Below are 17,015 nucleotides of genomic sequence, written 5' to 3'. Positions count from 1 at the left end.
GAACCACCCGCTCAGCCGTCCTTGCCGCCGCCGGGGTCGGGGCAGAGTTCCCCCTTCGGCCCGCAGTCGCCGTCGTTCGGCCCGCCCGGGCCGGGGCCGCCCGGCCCGGGATTCCCACCGTCGCTGGGGGGTCGGGTGGGCGAGCTTCCGGACGCGCCGAAGCGGACGTACCCGATCTCCCGCCCCTCACCGATGATCATGCCCTGCGACCCGACGGCGAGGGCGTTCGCCGAGGTGCGCAGGACGGCCAACTCCCGGCCGGTGCGCGGATCCAGCGCCGCCAGCCGGGACGGCTTCTCGTCGGCCACCACCGCCGCGTACGGGGTGAGCGCGGCCCCGGCCTTGCCGCTGGCCTGTCGCGTCCAGAGCACCTTCTCGGTGCCCAGCTCACGGGCGATGACCGAGCGTTTGTCGGCGGCCCGGAACACCGCCGAACGGTCGTCCACCGCGATCAACTTTGTGCCCGGCTCACCGACCCAGAGCAGCCGGCCGTCGTACCCGTCGATGACCGCCTCGCGGCCGTCCGGGGCGACGCCGATCAGCACGTTCCGCGCACCCTGCGGGTCCTCGCGTTGCACGCAGCCGGCGGAGTCGGCGGTACGCAGGTTGATGCCGGCCCGCTGCCAGGCCTCCTGCCCGGTCGCCGAGTCCCGGGCGGAGATGGCGAAGTAACAGGTGCCGTCCTGGGATCGGGCGGCGATCCGCAGCAGCCGACCGCCCACCACGGAGAGCCGCTCCTCCCGGCCGGGCTCGACGTTCTGCAGCACCCGGCCGGTGGCGGTGTCGACCACGTGGACCCGACCGTCGACCGGGAAGCCGAGCAGCGGTGGCGCGGCCTCCGCCCCGACCACGCCGTCGTCGATCCGGGTGGCGGTGAGCCGGCGGGTGCCGCGCAGGCCGGGATTGTCGGCGAGCAGGCCGCTGTGGACCCCGGGCAGGAAGGCCGTCCAGAGCGGTGCCGTGCCACGCGGGTCCCAGGCGCTCAGGGTGCAGTCGGTGGCGTCCGTGCACCTGGCGTCGAGGAGCAGGTTGCGGTACGTCCAGACGGCTACCGCGTCGTCGTCACGCCGCCGGGTCACCCCGGTCGTCGGGTCGAGCAGTTCGTACCCCTTGACCAGGAGCTTGCCCACGGCCACGACCGGGTCCCGGTCGCCGCCGGCGACCGCCGCCCAGTCCGCCTTGCGCTCCCAGAGCTGGGCGCCGGTGGCCAGGCTGCGAGCCTCGACCCGGGTGCGCTGCTCGACCACGACGGCGTCGCCGGCGATGGTCACGCTGCGCGGAGTGCCGCCGACCCGTTGCTGCCAGACCACGTCGGGCTCGGAGATGGGTTCGCTGCGGTCCACCCAGTCCCACAGGCCGGGGAACGGGTTCCACACGCCGGTGGCGGCGAGCGCGACGACCACGGCGAGGCCGAGCAGCAGCCCACCGCGCACGCTCCCCTTCGCCACCCGCACACCGTAGCCACGATCACGGATCTTCCGTACGCCCGCGCCGCCGTGTCGCCGCGCTTTCTGCGCTCGGAGGTGTTACAGCACTCTTCCCTCGGCCCGAACAGCGCTTCGCACCAGCGGAAGCGTGCGGTAGGGAATCTGCTCGGCCAACGCGATGATCGTCGAGGCGCGGGTGATGCCGGCGGACGAGACGATCTGGTCGATGACCCGTTGCAGGTCGGTGTTGGAACGGGCCACGATCCGGCAGAGCAGGTCGCTGGAGCCGGTGATGGTGTGCGCCTCCAACACCTCGGGGATGGCGGCGAGGTGAGCGGTGACCGGGTCGTGGCCGTGCCGCTGACTGATCTCCAGGGTGACGAAGCTGGTCACCCCGAACCCGATGGCGGCCGGTGCGATCTCGGGGCCGAAGCCCTCGATGACCCGCCGCTCGACGAGCTTGTCCAGCCTCGCCTGCACGGTGCCCCGGGCCACCCCGAGCCGCCGGGAGCACTCCAGCACCCCGATCCGCGGCTCCTCGGCGAGCAGTTCGATCAAGCGCACGTCGAGCACGTCGAGCTGTACATTCTGCTCACCATTCATGAGTGAACACCATACCGAATGCGCAACCTGACCAGCATTTCTGCCAACAGTTGCCCACTCGATGCCGGGGCAGCGATCCTCGCCACAAGAACCGACCACGGCGGCCCACAAGGCCGGCCGGTACGCGAGGGAGCCCACCATGACCCAGGCGATCGACCGACCCCAGTCGACCGAGGACGTCGACGTCGACCGGCTCGTCGGCGCTGTCGACCACGACATCAGCCACGACCCGTTCCCGGTCCGGGGCCTCGACCACGTGCACTTCCTGGTCGGCAACGCCAAGCAGGCCGCCCACTACTACTCCACCGCCTTCGGCATGACCTGCGTGGCGTACCGCGGCCCCGAGCAGGGCTACCGCGACCACGCCCAGTACGTGCTGACCAGCGGCTCGGCCCGGTTCGTGCTGACCGGCGCGGTGCGCCCGGACGCCGACGGCGCCGAGCACGTGGCCCGGCACAGCGACGGGATCAGCGACATCGCGCTGGAGGTCCCGAACGTGGACACCGCGTACGCGCACGCCATCGCGCAGGGCGCCGCCAGCGTCGTCGAGCCGCACGAGGTGACCGACGAGCACGGCACCGTCCGGATGGCCGCCATCGCCGCGTACGGCGACACCCGGCACACGCTGGTCGACCGGTCCCGCTACAGCGGCCCGTTCCTGCCCGGCTTCGTGGCCCGGGGCCCGATCGTGGACCGGCAGCCGATGATCGACGCCGGCATCCAGCCGAAGCGCTTCTTCCAGGCCGTCGACCACGTGGTCGGCAACGTGGAGCTGGGCCGGATGGACGAGTGGGTCGAGTTCTACAAGCGGGTCATGGGCTTCTCCAACATGGCGGAGTTCGTCGGCGACGACATCGCCACCGACTACTCGGCGCTGATGAGCAAGGTCGTGGCGAACGGCACCCGCAAGGTGAAGTTCCCGCTCAACGAGCCGGCGATCGCCCGCAAGAAGTCCCAGATCGACGAGTACCTGGAGTTCTACCAGGGCCCGGGCGCGCAGCACATCGCCGTCGCCACCAACGACATCCTTGCCAGCGTCGACGCGATGCGCGCTGCCGGTCTGGAGTTTCTGGACACCCCGGACTCGTACTACGACGACCCGGAGCTGCGCGAGCGGATCGGCAAGGTGCGGGTGCCGATCGAGGAGCTGAAGGCCCGCAAGATCCTGGTCGACCGGGACGAGGACGGCTACCTGCTGCAGATCTTCACCAAGCCGGTGCAGGACCGTCCCACTGTCTTCTTCGAGCTGATCGAGCGGCACGGCTCGCTGGGCTTCGGCAAGGGCAACTTCAAGGCGCTCTTCCAGGCTATCGAGCGGGAGCAGGAAGCCCGCGGCAACCTGTAACACTTGCGAGCGTGACGCAACCTCCGTCGTACCCGACGCCGCCGGCCGGTGGGCCCCGACCCACCGCCGGCGGCTTCGCGCCGCAGCCCGGCCCACACCCCCACGGGTACGCCGCGCCGCCGCAGTACGCCCCACCCGGGTACGCCCCACCGCAGTGGCATGCTGGCCCACCCGGCCCGCTGCCCCCGCAGCTGAGCCCGAGTGGTCAGCCGCTGGCCAGCTTCACCGACCGGCTGCTGGCCTGGCTGATCGACACGGCGCTGGCGAGCGCGGTGTCGCTTGCGTTGTTCAGCCCGTTCTTCCTCATCCTCTGGTGGCGGATGTTCACCGAGATGACGCAGACCAACCCCGACGGGACTTTCGTGGAACCCGAGCCGGGCACCTTCTTCGTCGATTTCTTCCTGCCGATCCTGCTGCTCCATCTCGGGCTCCTCGTCGTGATGCTCGGGTTCTACTGGCTTTACCACGTGGAGTACCTCAAGCGCGGCGGTCAGACGCTCGGCAAGAAGGTGATGAAGCTGCGCGTGGTGCCGTTCGACCCGACCCACACCCTGGACCGGCGGATGGCTGGCCGGCGATGGCTCGTGCAGTACCTGGCGGCTTCACTGGTACCCGGGCTCAGCTACGCCGACGGGTTCTGGCAGCTCTGGGACAAGCCGTGGCAGCAGTGCCTCCATGACAAGTTCGCTGCGACGGTCGTCGTTAAGGTGTCTTCGTGAGCGTTCAACCTGGCTGGTATGTCGACCCCGCCGACACTGAGACCCGACGGTACTGGGACGGCGAGGGCTGGCTGGGTGCGCCCATTCCTGTCGACGCCACCCCTCCGGACGGCCCACCGCCGCCCGAGCCACCGCCCGCGCCGGTCACCCCGGCCGCGCCCGCGGCGTCGACGACCCCCGACTCGGCGACTGGCGCGCCGGGCTGGTCGCCCCAGCAGGGCCCACCCCCTGGGTACGGCCCGCAACCGGGACACGGCCCGGGCTGGGGACCACAGGCCGGCCCTCCCGGCTGGGGTCCGCAGGGCGGTCCGCCGGGCTGGACCCCGCCGGGTGCCCCTCCCGGCTGGGCGCCACCGGCCGGTCACCCCGGCTGGCCCGGACGACCGCTGGAGCCGCGACCGCACGGCCTCAGGCTGGCCGGCTACGGCCGCAGGTTGGTCGCCCGGCTGATCGACTTCGGCCTCGTCTTCGCACTGAACGTGGTTGTCAACGGCTGGTTCGTCTGGCGCTGGGCGCAGGAGTGGGCGCCGTACTGGCAGGAGGTCTTCCGGCGCGCGGCGCGGGGCGACACCTCCGCCGACGGTCTGCCGATGCCCGGTGAGCAGGCCGGTTCTCTGCTGGTGGCGATCCTGCTGATCGCCACCGCGCTCTGGCTGGCGTACGAGGTGCCGACAATGGCCTCCGGCGGGCAGACCGTCGGCAAGCGGGTGATGCGGATCCGGGCGGTGCCGATGGCCGCCGACCAGCCGCTGGGCGTCCGCCGGGCGCTGAGCCGGTGGAGCACGCTGGGCCTGCCGACTCTGCTCTGGTACTGCGCCGGGCTCGGCCTGGTGCTGCAACTCGTCGACGCTCTCTCCCCCCTCTTCGACCACCCCCTGCGCCAGGCGCTGCACGACAAGCGCGCGCAGACGGTGGTCGTCGAAGTCCCCCACCAGACCGAAACCGCCCCCTCGAACGACCGTAACCAGCCCCCGGGAGACACCCCATGACCGACTCCGGACGTCACCAGCCGGCGCTGCGGCTGACCCGCGTCGACCTGGACGCACTGCCCAGCTACGTGCCGGGGCGCAGCCCCGCCGACCTGGCCCGGGAGTTGGGCCTGCCGGAGGCCATCAAGCTGGCCAGCAACGAGGTGCCGTACGGGCCACTGCCCGGCGTTGTGGAGGCGGTCACCGAGGCGATCACCACCTCGCACCGCTACCCGGACATGGGTGTGGTCGCGCTGCGGGACGCGCTGGCCCAGCGGTACGGGGTGGACGCCGATCGGATCGCCACCGGCTGCGGTTCGGTGGCGCTGGCCGAGCACCTCGTGCGTGCCACCTGCCTGCCCGGCGACGAGGTGCTCTACTCGTGGCGGTCCTTCGAGGCGTACCCGATCATCGTGGCGACCAGCGGCGCGACCAGCGTGCGGGTGCCCAACGACGCCGGGCACGGGCACGACCTGGCGGCGATGGCCGCGGCGGTGACCGACCGGACCCGGGTGATTTTCGTCTGCAACCCGAACAACCCCACGGGTACGGCACTGCGCCGGGCCGAGCTGGACCGGTTCCTCGACGCGGTGCCGGACGACGTGCTGGTGGTGATCGACGAGGCGTACCGGGAGTTCGTCACCGACGCGGAGGTGCCGGACGGTCTCGACTACCTGGACCGGCCGAACGTCGCGGTGTTGCGCACGCTGTCGAAGGCGTGGGGGCTCGCCGGGCTGCGGATGGGCTGGCTGGTTGCCCAGCCGGTGGTGGCGGCCGCCATCCGTAAGGTGGCGACCCCGTTCTCCAGCAGCACGGCAGCTCAGGCCGGGGCGCTCGCCGCGCTGACCCAGGTGGCGGAGATGGAGCGCCGCTGCGCCCTGGTCGTCGCCGAGCGGGACCGGGTCACCGAGGCGCTGCGCAAGTTCGTGCCCGAGGTGCCGACGAGCCAGGCCAACTTCGTCTGGCTGCCGCTGGGCGAGCGGGCGGTGGCGTTCGGCAAGGCGTGCGAGGCGCGCGGCGTGATCGTGCGGCCGTTCGCCGGGGACGGGGTCCGGGTCACCATCGGCACCCCGGCCGAGAACGACGCGTTCCTGACGGCTGCGGAGGCGGCGCTGACCTGAGCACTGATCGATCACCTGTGACCAAGTAGTGACGGTTGCGGTCTTTGTCCGGTTTTATGCCTGATTTGCCCTATCTTTCGAAGTAGCCAGACGTGCCGAGGATCGCGTCGGCTCACTTCGAGAACGGGGTAAAACACAGTGCGTACTGCCAAGATCTGTCTTGCCGGGGCGGCCGCCGCGGCGATGGTGGGCTTCCTCGCGGCACCGGCCGCCGCCGCCCCCACGGATGACACGACGGCCACCTTCGAGGTGCTCGCCGGCACCCTCGACATCGTCGCGCCGGCCACCGCCGACCTCGGTGACGGTGCCCCCGGTAGCGTCATCACCGGCCAACTCGGCGTCGTGACGGTCACCGACTCCCGAGGTTCCGCTGACGCCTCCTGGGTCGCCTCGGTGACCGCGAGCGTCTTCCAGACCGGCGGCGGCTCACCACCCGAGACGGTCCTTCCGTCTGAGATCGACTACTGGTCCGGCCCGGCGACGGCGACCACCGGTGACGGCACCTTCACGCCGGGGCAGGCCACCGCCGGCGACGCCGACCCGCTGGACAGCGTCACCCCGCTCACCGCGTTCACCCACGCCGGCGGCACCGGCGGCAACACCGCCGCCTGGAACCCCACCCTGGACGTCAACGTCCCGCTGGACAGCATCGCGGGCGTCTACACCGGCACGGTGACACATTCGGTGGCGTAGCCCCCGGGGGCGGTCGACCATCGCGGTCGCGCTCGCCCTGTTCTGCCTCGCCGGTCCGGGTCTGTCGACCCGGGCCGGCGCGGTCGAACCGGAAGCGGGATCGGACGACGGCACCATCGGGATCCGGTTGCTGGAAGCCCCGACCGAGCGCCGCACCGACCCCAGGGCGCTGCGCTACATCGTCGACCACCTACCGCCGGGCGCCACCATCAAGCGACAACTGCTGATCGTCAACCGCACCGACCAGACCCGTCGGGTCGACGTGTACCCGGCAGCCGCAACCCTGGAGGGTGGGGCGTTCCGCTTCGGCGAGGGGCGCGCCGAGAACGAGCTGACCTCCTGGGTCAGCCTCGACGAGCGCTCCGTGGAGCTGGGACCGCGGGGCGAGGCTCGGGTCCAGGCGACCATCGCGGTGCCGCCGCCCGCCTCCCGCGGCGAGCGGTACGGGGTGGTCTGGGCGTCCACCGCGTCAACTCCCCGGGCCGGCGGCGAGATCACTCAGGTCCACCGGGTCGGGGTCCGGATATACCTTGATATCGGCCCCGGCGGCGAACCCGCCTCCGACTTCTCGATCGGCGAGGTACGCCCGGCCCGCAGCCCCGAGGGCGAACCGTCGCTGACCGTCCAGGTCACCAACACCGGAGGCCGTGCCATCGACCTGACCGGCGCGGTCAGCCTGAGCGATGGTCCGGCCGGCAGCCGGGCCGGCCCGTTTCCGGTCGGGCAGGGCGTCACACTGGCGCCGGGCGCGTCCGGGCAGGTCATCGCCCGATTCCCGGTCACGCTGCCGAACGGCCCCTGGAAGGCAGAGGTGAACCTGGAGAGCGGCCTGGTGAAGCGGAGCATCACCGCGCAGATCACGTTCCCAGACGCTGGTCAGGTCGGGAAACGGGGCAGTGTCGTCTCCCGGATCTTCTCCGGGTGGACTGCGGCGGCGGCCGTCGCGGGCCTGCTGCTGGTGGTCGGCCTCGCCATCCTGGGCCGTCGTTCCCGCCGGTCCGGTCGACCTCCCGCCGGCCGCCCGAGGGAGCGCACCCCGGCCGGGCATTGATTCGGGCGGGGCAGTCCGACCGCCGGCTCGGGCCGGGCCCGTCAGTCCGGCCGACTCCGGCCGGGCCCGTCAGCTCAGCCGGCGGCGGCGGACGGCGAACCACCCGGCGACGATCAGGGCTGCGCCCAGCATCGCGAGAAGCAGCGCCGACCCGCCCGACCCGGTGACCGGCAACTCACCGCCATGACTGGGTGTGGGTTGGGGCGGTGCCGTCGGTGTGGACGTGGGCGGCGGCTGGGTCGGGGTCGGCGTCGCCGGGAGGATCTCGAACGTCACGCCGCCCGCCGACGGCTCGGCCCGGACGGCGCCGAACCCGCGCGCCGGGGCAGGGTCCGCGGCGGCCAGCACCGGCGACACCGCCAACGTCAGGCTCGCGGCGGCGGCGAGTGCGCCGCCCACGAGGTAGTTGGCTGCCGTCCTGGCCATGCGCCGACCCCTTCCACCGGAAACCTGAACCATGAAAAACATACCCTTTTGCGACAAAGGGATTGGAATGGTTCGGCGTTCCGCTGTCGAAGACGCCACGATCAGGTGGCGGCCAGGATCACCGCCTCGCCGGTGTAGTAATAGCGCCTGTCGTCGCCAGCCGGGTCGACCGGCTTGCGGAGCCGCTCGACCGCGACGAACCCGTCCTCGGCGGTCACCGCCCCCGGCGCCCAGCCGGTCCCATCCGAGCCGACGTTGAGCGCGAAGCGGGACAACTGCCGCCCGGTCACCGGATCAAGCGTCACCAGGTCGTTCGTCTCGGTCAGCAGGTGCACCCGGCCAGGTTGCCCGGCCAGCACCCGGGCCGAGCCCAGGCCCGTGGACCGCCACAACTCGGTGCCCGTACGCGCCGATCGACCCACCACGACGCCGTCGAGCACGGCGACGGACTGCTCACCCACCAGCGCCGCGCCGGCCGGGTCCAACGCGGGGGCGGCGACCGGCGAGCCTGCAGTCAACAACCAACCCCGACCGCCCTCGTCACCCGGCCCGGCGGTCCGCAGCCCCAGACAGCCCGACCCGCCGGTACGACAGCCGAGCGGCGTCACCACAAACCCGTCAGGGCCGCCCGGCGGTCGCCAACGCTCCCGTACCTCGCCCGTCGCCGCGTCCCGGAACTCGACAGTGGCCGGCCCGGCGCAGGTGTCCAGACCGATCAACTGCCCGGTGGCGCTGGTGCCGACATCGCTGCGGCACCTGCCGGGCAGCTCGACCCGCCACAACTCCCGGCCGCCGGGCAGCTCGACCCCGCGCGCCTGGGCATCCCCGGTCACCACCAGCACGATCCGCCCGTCGGGAAGGTCGGTGAGCTGGAGCCCTGGCGCATCCCAGACGGTCGCCGCCCAGGTACGACGCACCGGTGCCGTGCTCTCGACCGGCTCCGGGCCGTCGGTTCGCCAGAGCACCGCGCCGGTCCGGGCGTCGAGCGCGACGAGCTTCCCGTCGGACCAGCGGCTGACGACAGTGCTGCCGCTGGCCACCACCCCGGTCAGCTCCGCCGGCCACCGCCGGTACGACCAGTACGGGCTGGTCCGGTACCGGCCGTCGACCGGCCGGTCGGCATAGACCTGGCGATGTGCGGCGTACACCCGCAGTCTCCCGTCGACGATCAACGGGGCGACCGGCAACCGACCGATCACTCCGGCAGCCGGTCGGGCCGGGGTCGGATAGTCGGCCCGCGCCACAGTGCTCACCTCTGCCGGTGCGAGGACCCGGTGGACGATGACCACGACGGCCGCCGTCGCGAGCAGCGCCGCGACCACGATCGCGAGCCGTCGCCGGCCTCTCGGGAACCTCATGCCGCACCTCCGCCCGGCACCCTACCCAGCGGAGGAGGCCGGACCCCGTTCAGGTCACGGCGAGGGCTGCCCGCTTGGCGCTCAGGCGGCTTCGACGGAGCCGGTGGCACCGGCCGCGACGGCGAGGTCGGCGAGATCACGCCAGAGCGCCGCCTCGACCGCCCGTGCGGCCAGCCCGCCGAGCAGCAGCGCCACCACCCGACCGTACGGGGCGGTCGGCACCGCCTCGTGAGTGACGGTGACCGCCGTGCAACCCCGACGGCGGCGGCGGACCGGCCGCAGGCTCCAGGTGATCCGGTAGTCCGCGCCGGTGCCGGACGAACACAGCACCAGTCGCTGCGGTGCGAGCACCTCGACCACCAGGAACTCCTCGGTCAGCGTGCCGCCGCCCGGCTGGACCCGTTCCTCGCGCCAGGAGGTGCCCGGCCCGAACGAACCCGGGGTGAGCACCTCGATCGGGCCGGCTGCGGTCATCCGGGCCGCGCGGCCCGGCAGGTCTGTCAGCAGACGCCAGACGTCGACAGCGTGCGCCTCGATGATCCCGGTAATCGCCACCGTCGACATGCCACCCTCCCGTGTCCCCGACGGTACGCGGAGTAAGGGCCGGACGGGGCCCCCGGAGCGGAATTTCCGCCACCCGGGGGCCACGCTGTCCGATTGGGCGGTCGCTTCGGCACCGGTCGTCGTCGACCGGCGCCGAAGCGCCGGTCAGCGCTCGAAGCGGCCGGCCCGAATCGCGCCGATGAACGCTGTCCACCCCGGCGGGCTGACCGCGAGTGTGGGACCGGCCTGGTCCTTGGAGTCGCGGACTCCGACCAGACCATGGACGTCGACCAGGTTGTCCGCCACTTCCACGCAGAGCCCCTGGTCGTTTGAGCGGCTGCTGGTACGCCAGACCGCGCCCGCAAGATCGTGCATCGTCGTTACCTCCGTGTGCGTCGGGATTGCCCCACCGCTGTGGCCGGGCAGAGCCCGGCTCGGATTGCGCGGTGTAGCAACGGAATCCGGACGATCAACGGATCAACCAGGGCCGGTGATCGCACAGCCGGTGCGATCACGGGTCCCGTGCACGAGACGGATGGCGGGTGCCCGCTCAGCGGGCCGGACGAACCGTGCCGGATACCTCACCGAGGGCGATGGTGGTGCCGTCCGGGCCGGGCGCGGTGGCCGTGATGGTCACCGTGTCGCCGTCGCTGAGGAAGGTACGGCTCTCGCCGCCCACAGTGACCGGCTCGGCCCCGCCCCAGGTCAGTTCCAGGAAGGAGCCGACCTGTCCTCGGTCCGGGCCGGAGACGGTGCCCGAGGCGTACAGGTCACCGGTCCGCAGCGAAGCCCCGTTCACGGTGAGGTGCGCCAACTGCTGGGCGGGGGTCCAGTACATGGTGGCGAACGGAGGCTCGCTGACCTGGTCGCCGTTCCACTCGACCGCCAGGCGCAGGTCAAGGCCCAGGTGCGGCACGTCCCGCAGGTAGTCCACCACCGGCGGGTCCTGGTCGGGGGCCGGCACAAAGGCGTCGGCGAGGGCGTCCAGCGGCGTCACCCAGGCCGAGACCGAGGTGGCGAACGACTTGCCGAGGAACGGGCCGAGCGGCTGATACTCCCAGGCCTGGATGTCCCGGGCCGACCAGTCGTTGACCAGCACCACCCCGAAGACGTGCTCGGCGAAGTCGTCCACGGACACCCGATCGCCCAACGCGCTGGGTACGCCCACCACGAAGCCCACCTCGGCCTCGATGTCGAGGCGTACCGATGGGCCGGTGACCGGGCCCTCGGCGGAGGCCCGTTGCCCGGTCGGCCGGGTCACCGGCGTGCCGGAGACGACCACGGTGCCGGCCCGCCCGTGGTAGCCGATCGGCAGGTGTTTCCAGTTGGGCAGCAGCGGCGGCTGGCCGGGGCGGAAGATCTGCCCGACGTTCGACGCGTGGTGAACGGATGAGTAGAAGTCGACGTAGTCGGCCACCTCGATGGGGAGCAGCAGCTCCACCTCGTCGAGGGGCACCAGCAGCGGCTCCACCGCGTCCCGGTGCGCCGGGTCGGTGAGCAGCTCGCTGATCCGCTGCCGTACCGCCGTCCACTGCGGACGACCCAGGGCCATGAAGTCGTTGAGCACGGGCCGGCACAGCGTGCCGGCGGCCAGCACCAGCTCGGCGACCTCGGCCGCCGCGAGGTCGAAGACCCAGGACCCGATCCGTACGCCGATCCGCGACGGACCCCCGTTCTGCCGGAACACCCCGTACGGCAGGTTCGTCACCCCGTACGGCGAACCGTCGGCGCCGGTCACCCAGGTCATGCGTCGTAGCCCCCGTTCACCAGCCCAAGCCGGATCAGATCGGTCAGTGGTTCCAGGATGCTGCACGAGCCGAAGCCCACCCACAGGGGACGAGGCCCGTCCAGCCGCGCAGTCGTGCGCTCCACCAGGGGGCGCGGGTCGACCACGGTCAGCAGCTCGGCGACGGAGCGCACACCGTCACCGTCGGCGGCGGCCAGGGTCGCGGCCAGCACGTTGGCGTAGCCGTGGTGGGTGAACCCGGTCTCCGGGTCCAGGTGTCGGATCGCCTGGTGCAGCCCGGCGGTGAGCTTGAACGGCAGGCCCCGGTCCCGGCAGGCGCAGATCACAGTGGCCAGTTCGGTCGGGGTGGGGAAGAGTTCGGCGGCCAGGCCGCCGGTGCGGAACTTGGCAGCGATCGGCATCCCGCCGGCCCGCGCGACGACGAGCGCGTCCAGTGCGCCCATCAGCCCGAAGGTCAGCGGCAGCTCGGCGTAGATGGCCTCCACGCCCGGTAGCGCGTCGGTCAGCCGCAGCAACTCGGCGATGCCGGGCAGCGGGTCCTCGCCGCGTTTGGCGACCGCCACCTCTATCTGACGCGCGGTGACGCCGTCGGGGGCGAGAAACGACAGCGCGAACGGCAGGTTCCCGATCCCGGTGTCACCGATCACGCCGACCACCAGGCCCTCACCCGGGTCGACGAGACCGCTCAGCTCACCGGCGGCCACGTCCGAGGCGGGGATCAGCAGCGGGCCGACCAGGTCGGCGTACCAGGCGGAACGGTGTTGGCGGTGGGCGACCAGGGCGTCGTGCAGCACTGCGCTGCCCGGCGGGAAGACGGCGGCGTCGTCCACCAGGCCGTGGAGGAGTGCTGGCACCTGCGTTGACACGGAACAAGAATGTACGGGACGCTACGAGGAACGGACAACAGCGTCCGACTATCGGACGCCTTCGGCCGGTGAACGGGACATATCGGGAGGCGAGATGCCGTACTACCGCAGCGTCGGCGAGGTGCCGCGCAAGCGCCACACCCAGTTCCGGCAGCCCGACGGCAGTCTCTACGCCGAGGAGCTGATGGGCCAGGAGGGCTTCTCCTCCGACTCGTCCCTGCTCTACCACCGGCACGCGCCCACCGCGATCCTGGCCGCCGACGAGTTCACCCCGCCCGCGTTCACCCGGGCACCGAACCTGCCGCTCAAGCCCCGCCACCTGCGCACCCACAAACTGGGCACCGGCGGTTCCGACCCCATCCTCGGCCGGCAGTACCTGCTCGCCAACGACGACGTACGGATCGGTTACGTCCTCGCCGACCGACCCTCACCGCTGTTCCGCGACGCCACCGGCGACCACTGCCTCTACGTCGAGTCGGGCACCCTGCGGGTCGAGTCCCCGTTCGGGGTGCTGGACGCGGTCGCCGGCGACTACGTCGTCATCCCCACCTCGACCATCCACCGGCTGGTGCCCACCGGCGACCAGCCCGTCCGGTTGCTCGCCGTCGAGGCGTCCGGGCACATCGGCCCACCCAAGCGCTACCTCTCCGTACGCGGCCAGTTCCTGGAGCACTCGCCGTACTGCGAGCGGGACGTCCGCGGCCCCGACGCCCCGCTGCTCGTCGACGGCGAGGAGGTCGAGGTGCTGGTGCGGCACCGGCGCGGCTGGACGCGCTACGTCTACGCCCACCACCCGTTCGACGTGGTCGGCTGGGACGGGCACCTCTACCCGTGGGCGTTCTCCATCCACGACTTCGAGCCGATCACCGGCCGCATCCACCAGCCCCCGCCGGTGCACCAGACCTTCCAGGGGCCCAACTTCGTCATCTGCTCGTTCGTGCCGCGCAAGGTGGACTACCACCCGCAGTCGATCCCGGTGCCGTACAACCACCACAACGTCGACTCCGACGAGATGCTCTTCTACACCGGGGGCAACTACGAGGCGCGGCGCGGCTCCGGCATCGAGCAGGGTTCGATCTCCCTGCACCCGTCCGGTTTCACCCACGGCCCCCAGCCGGGTGCCGCCGAGCGTTCCATCGGCGCGGACTACTTCGACGAGCTGGCCGTCATGGTCGACACCTTCCGCCCGCTGGATCTCTGCGACGCCGCCAGCTCCTGCGAAGACGAGGGGTACGCCTGGACCTGGGCGCGTCGCGGCTAGCGGATGGCGGTTCTGGTGAATACCGCGAACTCGGCTACCGCCGTGGTGGCGATGGCCAGCACCAGGGGCCACGGGGAGCCGACCATGGCGTACACCAGCAGCAGCAGCGGCGCGGCGGCCACAGCGTAGACGGCCAGGGCCATCGCCCGGTCCGAGTGCAGCAGGGCGGGCAGGACGGTTCGGGTCAGCCCGGGCAGCCGGGCCGCGAGCTGCCAGACGATGATCCCGCCGGTCAGGGCGGCGAGCACCGCCAGGACGCGGGAGAACCCGTCACCCGCCGACGCCGCGAACGCGACAAGCACCGCCGCCACCAACGACCAGCCCGCGCCGTAGAGCACCAGGCGGTGCAGCCCGTACGCGAGGGTTCGGCGCGAGTCGATCCGGCTCGGGCTGACCGTCACCGCCTCGGCGACGTGCTCCAACGCCTCCGACCAGCGGCGCTCCTCCAGCCGCATGACACCCACGTCGTGGCCGGCCTCGCCGATCCGCGGGTCGAGCCGCAGCGCCTCCCGGTAGGCCCGCTCGGCCAGGTCGAACAGGTCCAGGCGGGCGGCGACCAGGCTGAGCACCAGGTGCGCCTGGGGCTCCTGCGGGGCCAACTCGACACCGCGCCAGGCCGCGTTCAGCGCCGGCTGACCGTTGCGGGCGCCGGCCAGGATCGCCGCGGCGCTCCGCTGGGCGTACGCGTCGGCCGGGCCGAGGGTGAGGATCCGATCGGCGGTGGCCGCCGACTCGCCGTAGCGCTCCAGGTCGGCCAGGGCCATGCCCCTGGCGACCAGCGGCGGCAGGGCCTCCGGTGCGGCGGCCACGGCCGTGTCGGCGGCGGTGAGCGCCTCGGCCGGGCGGGCGGCGGCCAGGTGCACCCGGGCCAGCATGGTGAGCGCGTCGACGTCATCCGGTTGGAGGGCCAACCCGTAGGCCAACTCCCCGGCCGCCTCGTCGTAGCGGCCGAGTTCGGCGAGGAGTTGGGCCCGCTGGACGTAGCCGTCGGCGGCGAACTGGTCGGGGGCGGGGTCGCTGGACATCGCGGCGAGCTTAGGCGGCCGGCGCGTCGTACACCAGGGCCACAGCGACCCCGGCCAAGCCTTCTTCACGGCCGGCGAAGCCGAGCCCGTCGGTGGTCGCCGCCGAGACGGTGACCGGGGCGCCGACAGCAGCGGAGAGGACCTCCTGCGCCTCCGCGCGGCGGCGGCCGATCTTGGGGCGGTTGCCGATGACCTGCACGGACACGTTGCCGATCTCCAGGCCGGAGGCGCGCACCCGACGGGCGGTCTCGGTCAGCAGAGCCACCCCGGACGCGCCGGCCCACTCCGGCTGGCCCACCCCGAAGGCGGAACCGAGATCACCGAGACCGGCGGCGGAGAGCAACGCGTTGCAGGCGGCGTGCGCTGCCACGTCGGCGTCCGAGTGCCCGGCGAGGCCGTCCTGGTCGGGCCAGAGCAGCCCGGCCACCCAGCAGGGCCGACCCGGCTCGAACGCGTGCACGTCGGTGCCGATGGCCACCCGGGGAACGATCATGATCAGAGGGTACGCGTCAACCGGCTGCGGCAAGCAGGTGCTCGGCCAGAGCCAGGTCGAACGGTCGGGTGATTTTGAGTGCGTACTCCGAGCCGGGCACGCAGCTCACCGCGACGCCCTGCTTCTCGACCAGCCCGGCGTCGTCGGTGAGGGAGTCACCGGCGGCGGCGTGGGCGGCGCTGAGCACGGCCCGACGGAAACCCTGCGGGGTCTGCACCGCACGCAGGGCGGAACGGTCGACGGTGCCGAGCACCACCTCGTCGGCGTCGACTTCCTTGATCGTGTCGACGACCGGCAGGACCGGGATCACCGCGTCACGCCCGCCACGCACCGCCGCCGCAACGGATTCGACCAGCTCAGGTGGGGTGAGCGCTCGGGCGGCATCGTGCACCAGGACGATCGTCGGGCCGGCGGGCACCGCGGCCAGCGCGGCGGCCACCGACGCCTGCCGTTCGGCACCGCCGGGCACCACGATCACCGGGGCGACCGGGGCCAACAACTCGCGGACGGCCTGCACCTCGGTGGCCGGCGCGGCCACCACGATGGTGTGCACCGACGGTGCGGCGGCCAGTCGACGCACGGCGTGCACCAACAGCGGCTCACCGGCGAGCAGGCGCAGCGCCTTGGGTCGGCCGGGGCCGAGTCGTACGCCGGCACCCGCCGCAGGCACGAGGACCGCGACGTCACCGCGCGGATTGAGCTGCGCGGTCACGTCGCGGTCCTCGGTGGTTTCTTCACTACGAAGTGGGTACGACGATGCTGTGCGGACTAGGCCTCGGTGAGGACCTTGTCGAGCAGCGTCTCCGCCTCATCCTTGGTGCTCTTCTCGGCCAGCGCGACCTCGCCGACGAGAATGTCGCGGGCCTTGGCGAGCATCCGCTTCTCGCCCGCAGAGAGGCCCCGCTCCCGCTCCCGGCGCCACAGGTCACGCACGACCTCGGCGACCTTCAGCGGGTTGCCGGAAGCCAGCTTTTCCAGATTGGCCTTGTAACGCCGCGACCAGTTGGTCGGCTCCTCGGTGTGCGGAGCCCGCAGAACGTCGAAGACCTTCCCGAGGCCCTCTTCGCCGACCACCTCGCGGACGCCCACGATCTCGGCGTTCTCGGCCGGCACCCGGACCGTCAGGTCACCCTGCGCGACCCTCAGGACGAGGTATTGCTTAGGCTCGCCCTTGATGACCCGAGTCTCGATTGCCTCGATGAGTGCGGCCCCGTGGTGGGGGTAAACAACGGTCTCGCCGACACTGAAAACCATAGGTTCGAAACCCCTTTCGCTGTGTCTAGGGTAACACGCTCAGGCACCGATGTCTCACCGATGTCCTGACCGTTGGCGCAGCTCAGGGGCCCTGTGAGAGGTCTTGCTTCAGCTT

19 protein-coding genes are annotated in these 17,015 nt (G+C 72.0%); 7 read left to right on the top strand and 12 right to left on the bottom strand.

Features of this window, described 5'->3' with window-relative positions:
- Nucleotides 1–11 precede the first annotated feature (11 nt).
- Both KBX08_RS02420 and KBX08_RS02415 read right to left on the bottom strand, forming a co-directional pair.
- Nucleotides 12–1,454, bottom strand: a complete 1,443-nt coding sequence (locus KBX08_RS02420) for a PQQ-binding-like beta-propeller repeat protein (protein WP_372494847.1) — start codon at nucleotides 1,452–1,454, stop codon at nucleotides 12–14.
- 72 nt (nucleotides 1,455–1,526) lie between these two features.
- On the bottom strand, nucleotides 1,527–2,030 hold the full coding sequence (locus KBX08_RS02415; RefSeq protein WP_210780855.1) for an Lrp/AsnC family transcriptional regulator: 504 nt from the start codon (nucleotides 2,028–2,030) through the stop codon (nucleotides 1,527–1,529).
- Nucleotides 2,031–2,169: 139 nt separating this feature from the next.
- Here KBX08_RS02415 and hppD point away from each other — a divergent pair, with 139 nt between their 5' ends.
- The 6 genes from hppD to KBX08_RS02385 all read left to right on the top strand — a co-directional run bounded on the left by hppD (nucleotide 2,170) and on the right by KBX08_RS02385 (nucleotide 7,927).
- Nucleotides 2,170–3,375 carry a 4-hydroxyphenylpyruvate dioxygenase gene (gene hppD, locus KBX08_RS02410; RefSeq protein WP_210780854.1) on the top strand — a complete coding sequence of 402 codons (1,206 nt, stop codon included), beginning with the start codon at nucleotides 2,170–2,172 and terminating at the stop codon, nucleotides 3,373–3,375.
- An 11-nt stretch (nucleotides 3,376–3,386) separates the two neighbouring features.
- Nucleotides 3,387–4,094 carry an RDD family protein gene (locus KBX08_RS02405; RefSeq protein ID WP_210780853.1) on the top strand — a complete coding sequence of 236 codons (708 nt, stop codon included), beginning with the start codon at nucleotides 3,387–3,389 and terminating at the stop codon, nucleotides 4,092–4,094.
- A complete protein-coding gene (locus tag KBX08_RS02400) occupies nucleotides 4,091–5,083 on the top strand; it encodes an RDD family protein (RefSeq protein WP_210780852.1) in 993 nt (330 codons plus the stop codon). Before KBX08_RS02405 ends, KBX08_RS02400 begins: the two co-directional genes overlap by 4 nt.
- Nucleotides 5,080–6,183: a histidinol-phosphate transaminase gene (gene hisC, locus KBX08_RS02395; protein WP_210780851.1), complete on the top strand. Its 1,104-nt coding sequence runs from the start codon at nucleotides 5,080–5,082 to the stop codon at nucleotides 6,181–6,183. The genes KBX08_RS02400 and hisC overlap by 4 nt, the downstream gene beginning before the upstream one ends.
- A 138-nt stretch (nucleotides 6,184–6,321) precedes the next feature.
- On the top strand, nucleotides 6,322–6,876 hold the full coding sequence (locus KBX08_RS02390; RefSeq protein ID WP_238690449.1) for a hypothetical protein: 555 nt from the start codon (nucleotides 6,322–6,324) through the stop codon (nucleotides 6,874–6,876).
- 127 nt (nucleotides 6,877–7,003) lie between these two features.
- Nucleotides 7,004–7,927 carry a hypothetical protein gene (locus KBX08_RS02385; protein ID WP_210780850.1) on the top strand — a complete coding sequence of 308 codons (924 nt, stop codon included), beginning with the start codon at nucleotides 7,004–7,006 and terminating at the stop codon, nucleotides 7,925–7,927.
- A 69-nt stretch (nucleotides 7,928–7,996) separates the two neighbouring features.
- Here the strand turns inward: KBX08_RS02385 and KBX08_RS02380 are convergent, their stop codons facing one another.
- The 6 genes from KBX08_RS02380 to KBX08_RS02355 all read right to left on the bottom strand — a co-directional run bounded on the left by KBX08_RS02380 (nucleotide 7,997) and on the right by KBX08_RS02355 (nucleotide 12,867).
- Nucleotides 7,997–8,353, bottom strand: coding sequence for an LPXTG cell wall anchor domain-containing protein (locus tag KBX08_RS02380; protein WP_238690447.1), 357 nt, complete (start codon nucleotides 8,351–8,353; stop codon nucleotides 7,997–7,999).
- 101 nt (nucleotides 8,354–8,454) lie between these two features.
- Nucleotides 8,455–9,711, bottom strand: coding sequence for a PQQ-binding-like beta-propeller repeat protein (locus KBX08_RS02375; protein ID WP_210780848.1), 1,257 nt, complete (start codon nucleotides 9,709–9,711; stop codon nucleotides 8,455–8,457).
- An 81-nt stretch (nucleotides 9,712–9,792) separates the two neighbouring features.
- Nucleotides 9,793–10,275 (bottom strand): SRPBCC family protein, encoded by a 483-nt coding sequence (locus KBX08_RS02370; protein WP_210780847.1) that lies wholly within the window; start codon nucleotides 10,273–10,275, stop codon nucleotides 9,793–9,795.
- 144 nt (nucleotides 10,276–10,419) lie between these two features.
- Nucleotides 10,420–10,629, bottom strand: coding sequence for a DUF397 domain-containing protein (locus tag KBX08_RS02365; protein ID WP_030327888.1), 210 nt, complete (start codon nucleotides 10,627–10,629; stop codon nucleotides 10,420–10,422).
- Nucleotides 10,630–10,804: 175 nt separating this feature from the next.
- Nucleotides 10,805–12,001 carry a fumarylacetoacetase gene (fahA, locus tag KBX08_RS02360; RefSeq protein ID WP_210780846.1) on the bottom strand — a complete coding sequence of 399 codons (1,197 nt, stop codon included), beginning with the start codon at nucleotides 11,999–12,001 and terminating at the stop codon, nucleotides 10,805–10,807.
- A complete protein-coding gene (locus KBX08_RS02355; RefSeq protein ID WP_210780845.1) occupies nucleotides 11,998–12,867 on the bottom strand; it encodes a hypothetical protein in 870 nt (289 codons plus the stop codon). The genes fahA and KBX08_RS02355 overlap by 4 nt, the downstream gene beginning before the upstream one ends.
- Before the next feature lie 94 nt (nucleotides 12,868–12,961).
- Here KBX08_RS02355 and KBX08_RS02350 point away from each other — a divergent pair, with 94 nt between their 5' ends.
- On the top strand, nucleotides 12,962–14,128 hold the full coding sequence (locus KBX08_RS02350) for a homogentisate 1,2-dioxygenase (protein WP_210780844.1): 1,167 nt from the start codon (nucleotides 12,962–12,964) through the stop codon (nucleotides 14,126–14,128).
- Here KBX08_RS02350 and KBX08_RS02345 read toward each other — a convergent pair.
- The 4 genes from KBX08_RS02345 to KBX08_RS02330 are packed head-to-tail and all read right to left on the bottom strand — an operon-like array spanning nucleotide 14,125 to nucleotide 16,900.
- On the bottom strand, nucleotides 14,125–15,153 hold the full coding sequence (locus tag KBX08_RS02345; RefSeq protein ID WP_210780843.1) for a lipopolysaccharide assembly protein LapB: 1,029 nt from the start codon (nucleotides 15,151–15,153) through the stop codon (nucleotides 14,125–14,127). The two genes, KBX08_RS02350 and KBX08_RS02345, sit on opposite strands and share 4 nt — an antisense overlap.
- 10 nt (nucleotides 15,154–15,163) lie before the next feature.
- On the bottom strand, nucleotides 15,164–15,649 hold the full coding sequence (gene ispF, locus KBX08_RS02340) for a 2-C-methyl-D-erythritol 2,4-cyclodiphosphate synthase (RefSeq protein ID WP_210780926.1): 486 nt from the start codon (nucleotides 15,647–15,649) through the stop codon (nucleotides 15,164–15,166).
- 13 nt (nucleotides 15,650–15,662) lie between these two features.
- Nucleotides 15,663–16,358 (bottom strand): 2-C-methyl-D-erythritol 4-phosphate cytidylyltransferase, encoded by a 696-nt coding sequence (gene ispD / locus KBX08_RS02335; protein ID WP_210780842.1) that lies wholly within the window; start codon nucleotides 16,356–16,358, stop codon nucleotides 15,663–15,665.
- A 56-nt stretch (nucleotides 16,359–16,414) separates the two neighbouring features.
- The gene (locus KBX08_RS02330; protein WP_007073334.1) at nucleotides 16,415–16,900 is read right to left on the bottom strand and encodes a CarD family transcriptional regulator; all 486 of its coding nucleotides are present in this window, start codon (nucleotides 16,898–16,900) and stop codon (nucleotides 16,415–16,417) included.
- Nucleotides 16,901–17,015 lie beyond the last annotated feature (115 nt).

Origin of the sequence: Micromonospora sp. H61 (genome assembly GCF_018070325.1) — a bacterium.
Taxonomy (GTDB): Bacteria; Actinomycetota; Actinomycetes; order Mycobacteriales; family Micromonosporaceae; genus Micromonospora; species Micromonospora salmantinae.
The sequence above is the reverse complement of the archived record's forward strand: the minus strand, read 5'-3'. Positions and strand labels throughout refer to the sequence as shown.

Bases quoted from the DNA above. Each gene is read 5' to 3' on its own strand.
- KBX08_RS02415 (WP_210780855.1), bottom strand. From the start codon at position 2,030: ATGAATGGTGAGCAGAATGTACAGCTCGACGTGCTCGACGTGCGCTTG.
- hppD (WP_210780854.1), top strand. From the start codon at position 2,170: ATGACCCAGGCGATCGACCGACCCCAGTCGACCGAGGACGTCGACGTC.
- hisC (WP_210780851.1), top strand. From the start codon at position 5,080: ATGACCGACTCCGGACGTCACCAGCCGGCGCTGCGGCTGACCCGCGTC.
- KBX08_RS02380 (WP_238690447.1), bottom strand. From the start codon at position 8,353: ATGGCCAGGACGGCAGCCAACTACCTCGTGGGCGGCGCACTCGCCGCC.
- KBX08_RS02375 (WP_210780848.1), bottom strand. From the start codon at position 9,711: ATGAGGTTCCCGAGAGGCCGGCGACGGCTCGCGATCGTGGTCGCGGCG.
- KBX08_RS02370 (WP_210780847.1), bottom strand. From the start codon at position 10,275: ATGTCGACGGTGGCGATTACCGGGATCATCGAGGCGCACGCTGTCGAC.
- KBX08_RS02365 (WP_030327888.1), bottom strand. From the start codon at position 10,629: ATGCACGATCTTGCGGGCGCGGTCTGGCGTACCAGCAGCCGCTCAAAC.
- fahA (WP_210780846.1), bottom strand. From the start codon at position 12,001: ATGACCTGGGTGACCGGCGCCGACGGTTCGCCGTACGGGGTGACGAAC.
- KBX08_RS02350 (WP_210780844.1), top strand. From the start codon at position 12,962: ATGCCGTACTACCGCAGCGTCGGCGAGGTGCCGCGCAAGCGCCACACC.
- KBX08_RS02345 (WP_210780843.1), bottom strand. From the start codon at position 15,153: ATGTCCAGCGACCCCGCCCCCGACCAGTTCGCCGCCGACGGCTACGTC.
- KBX08_RS02330 (WP_007073334.1), bottom strand. From the start codon at position 16,900: ATGGTTTTCAGTGTCGGCGAGACCGTTGTTTACCCCCACCACGGGGCC.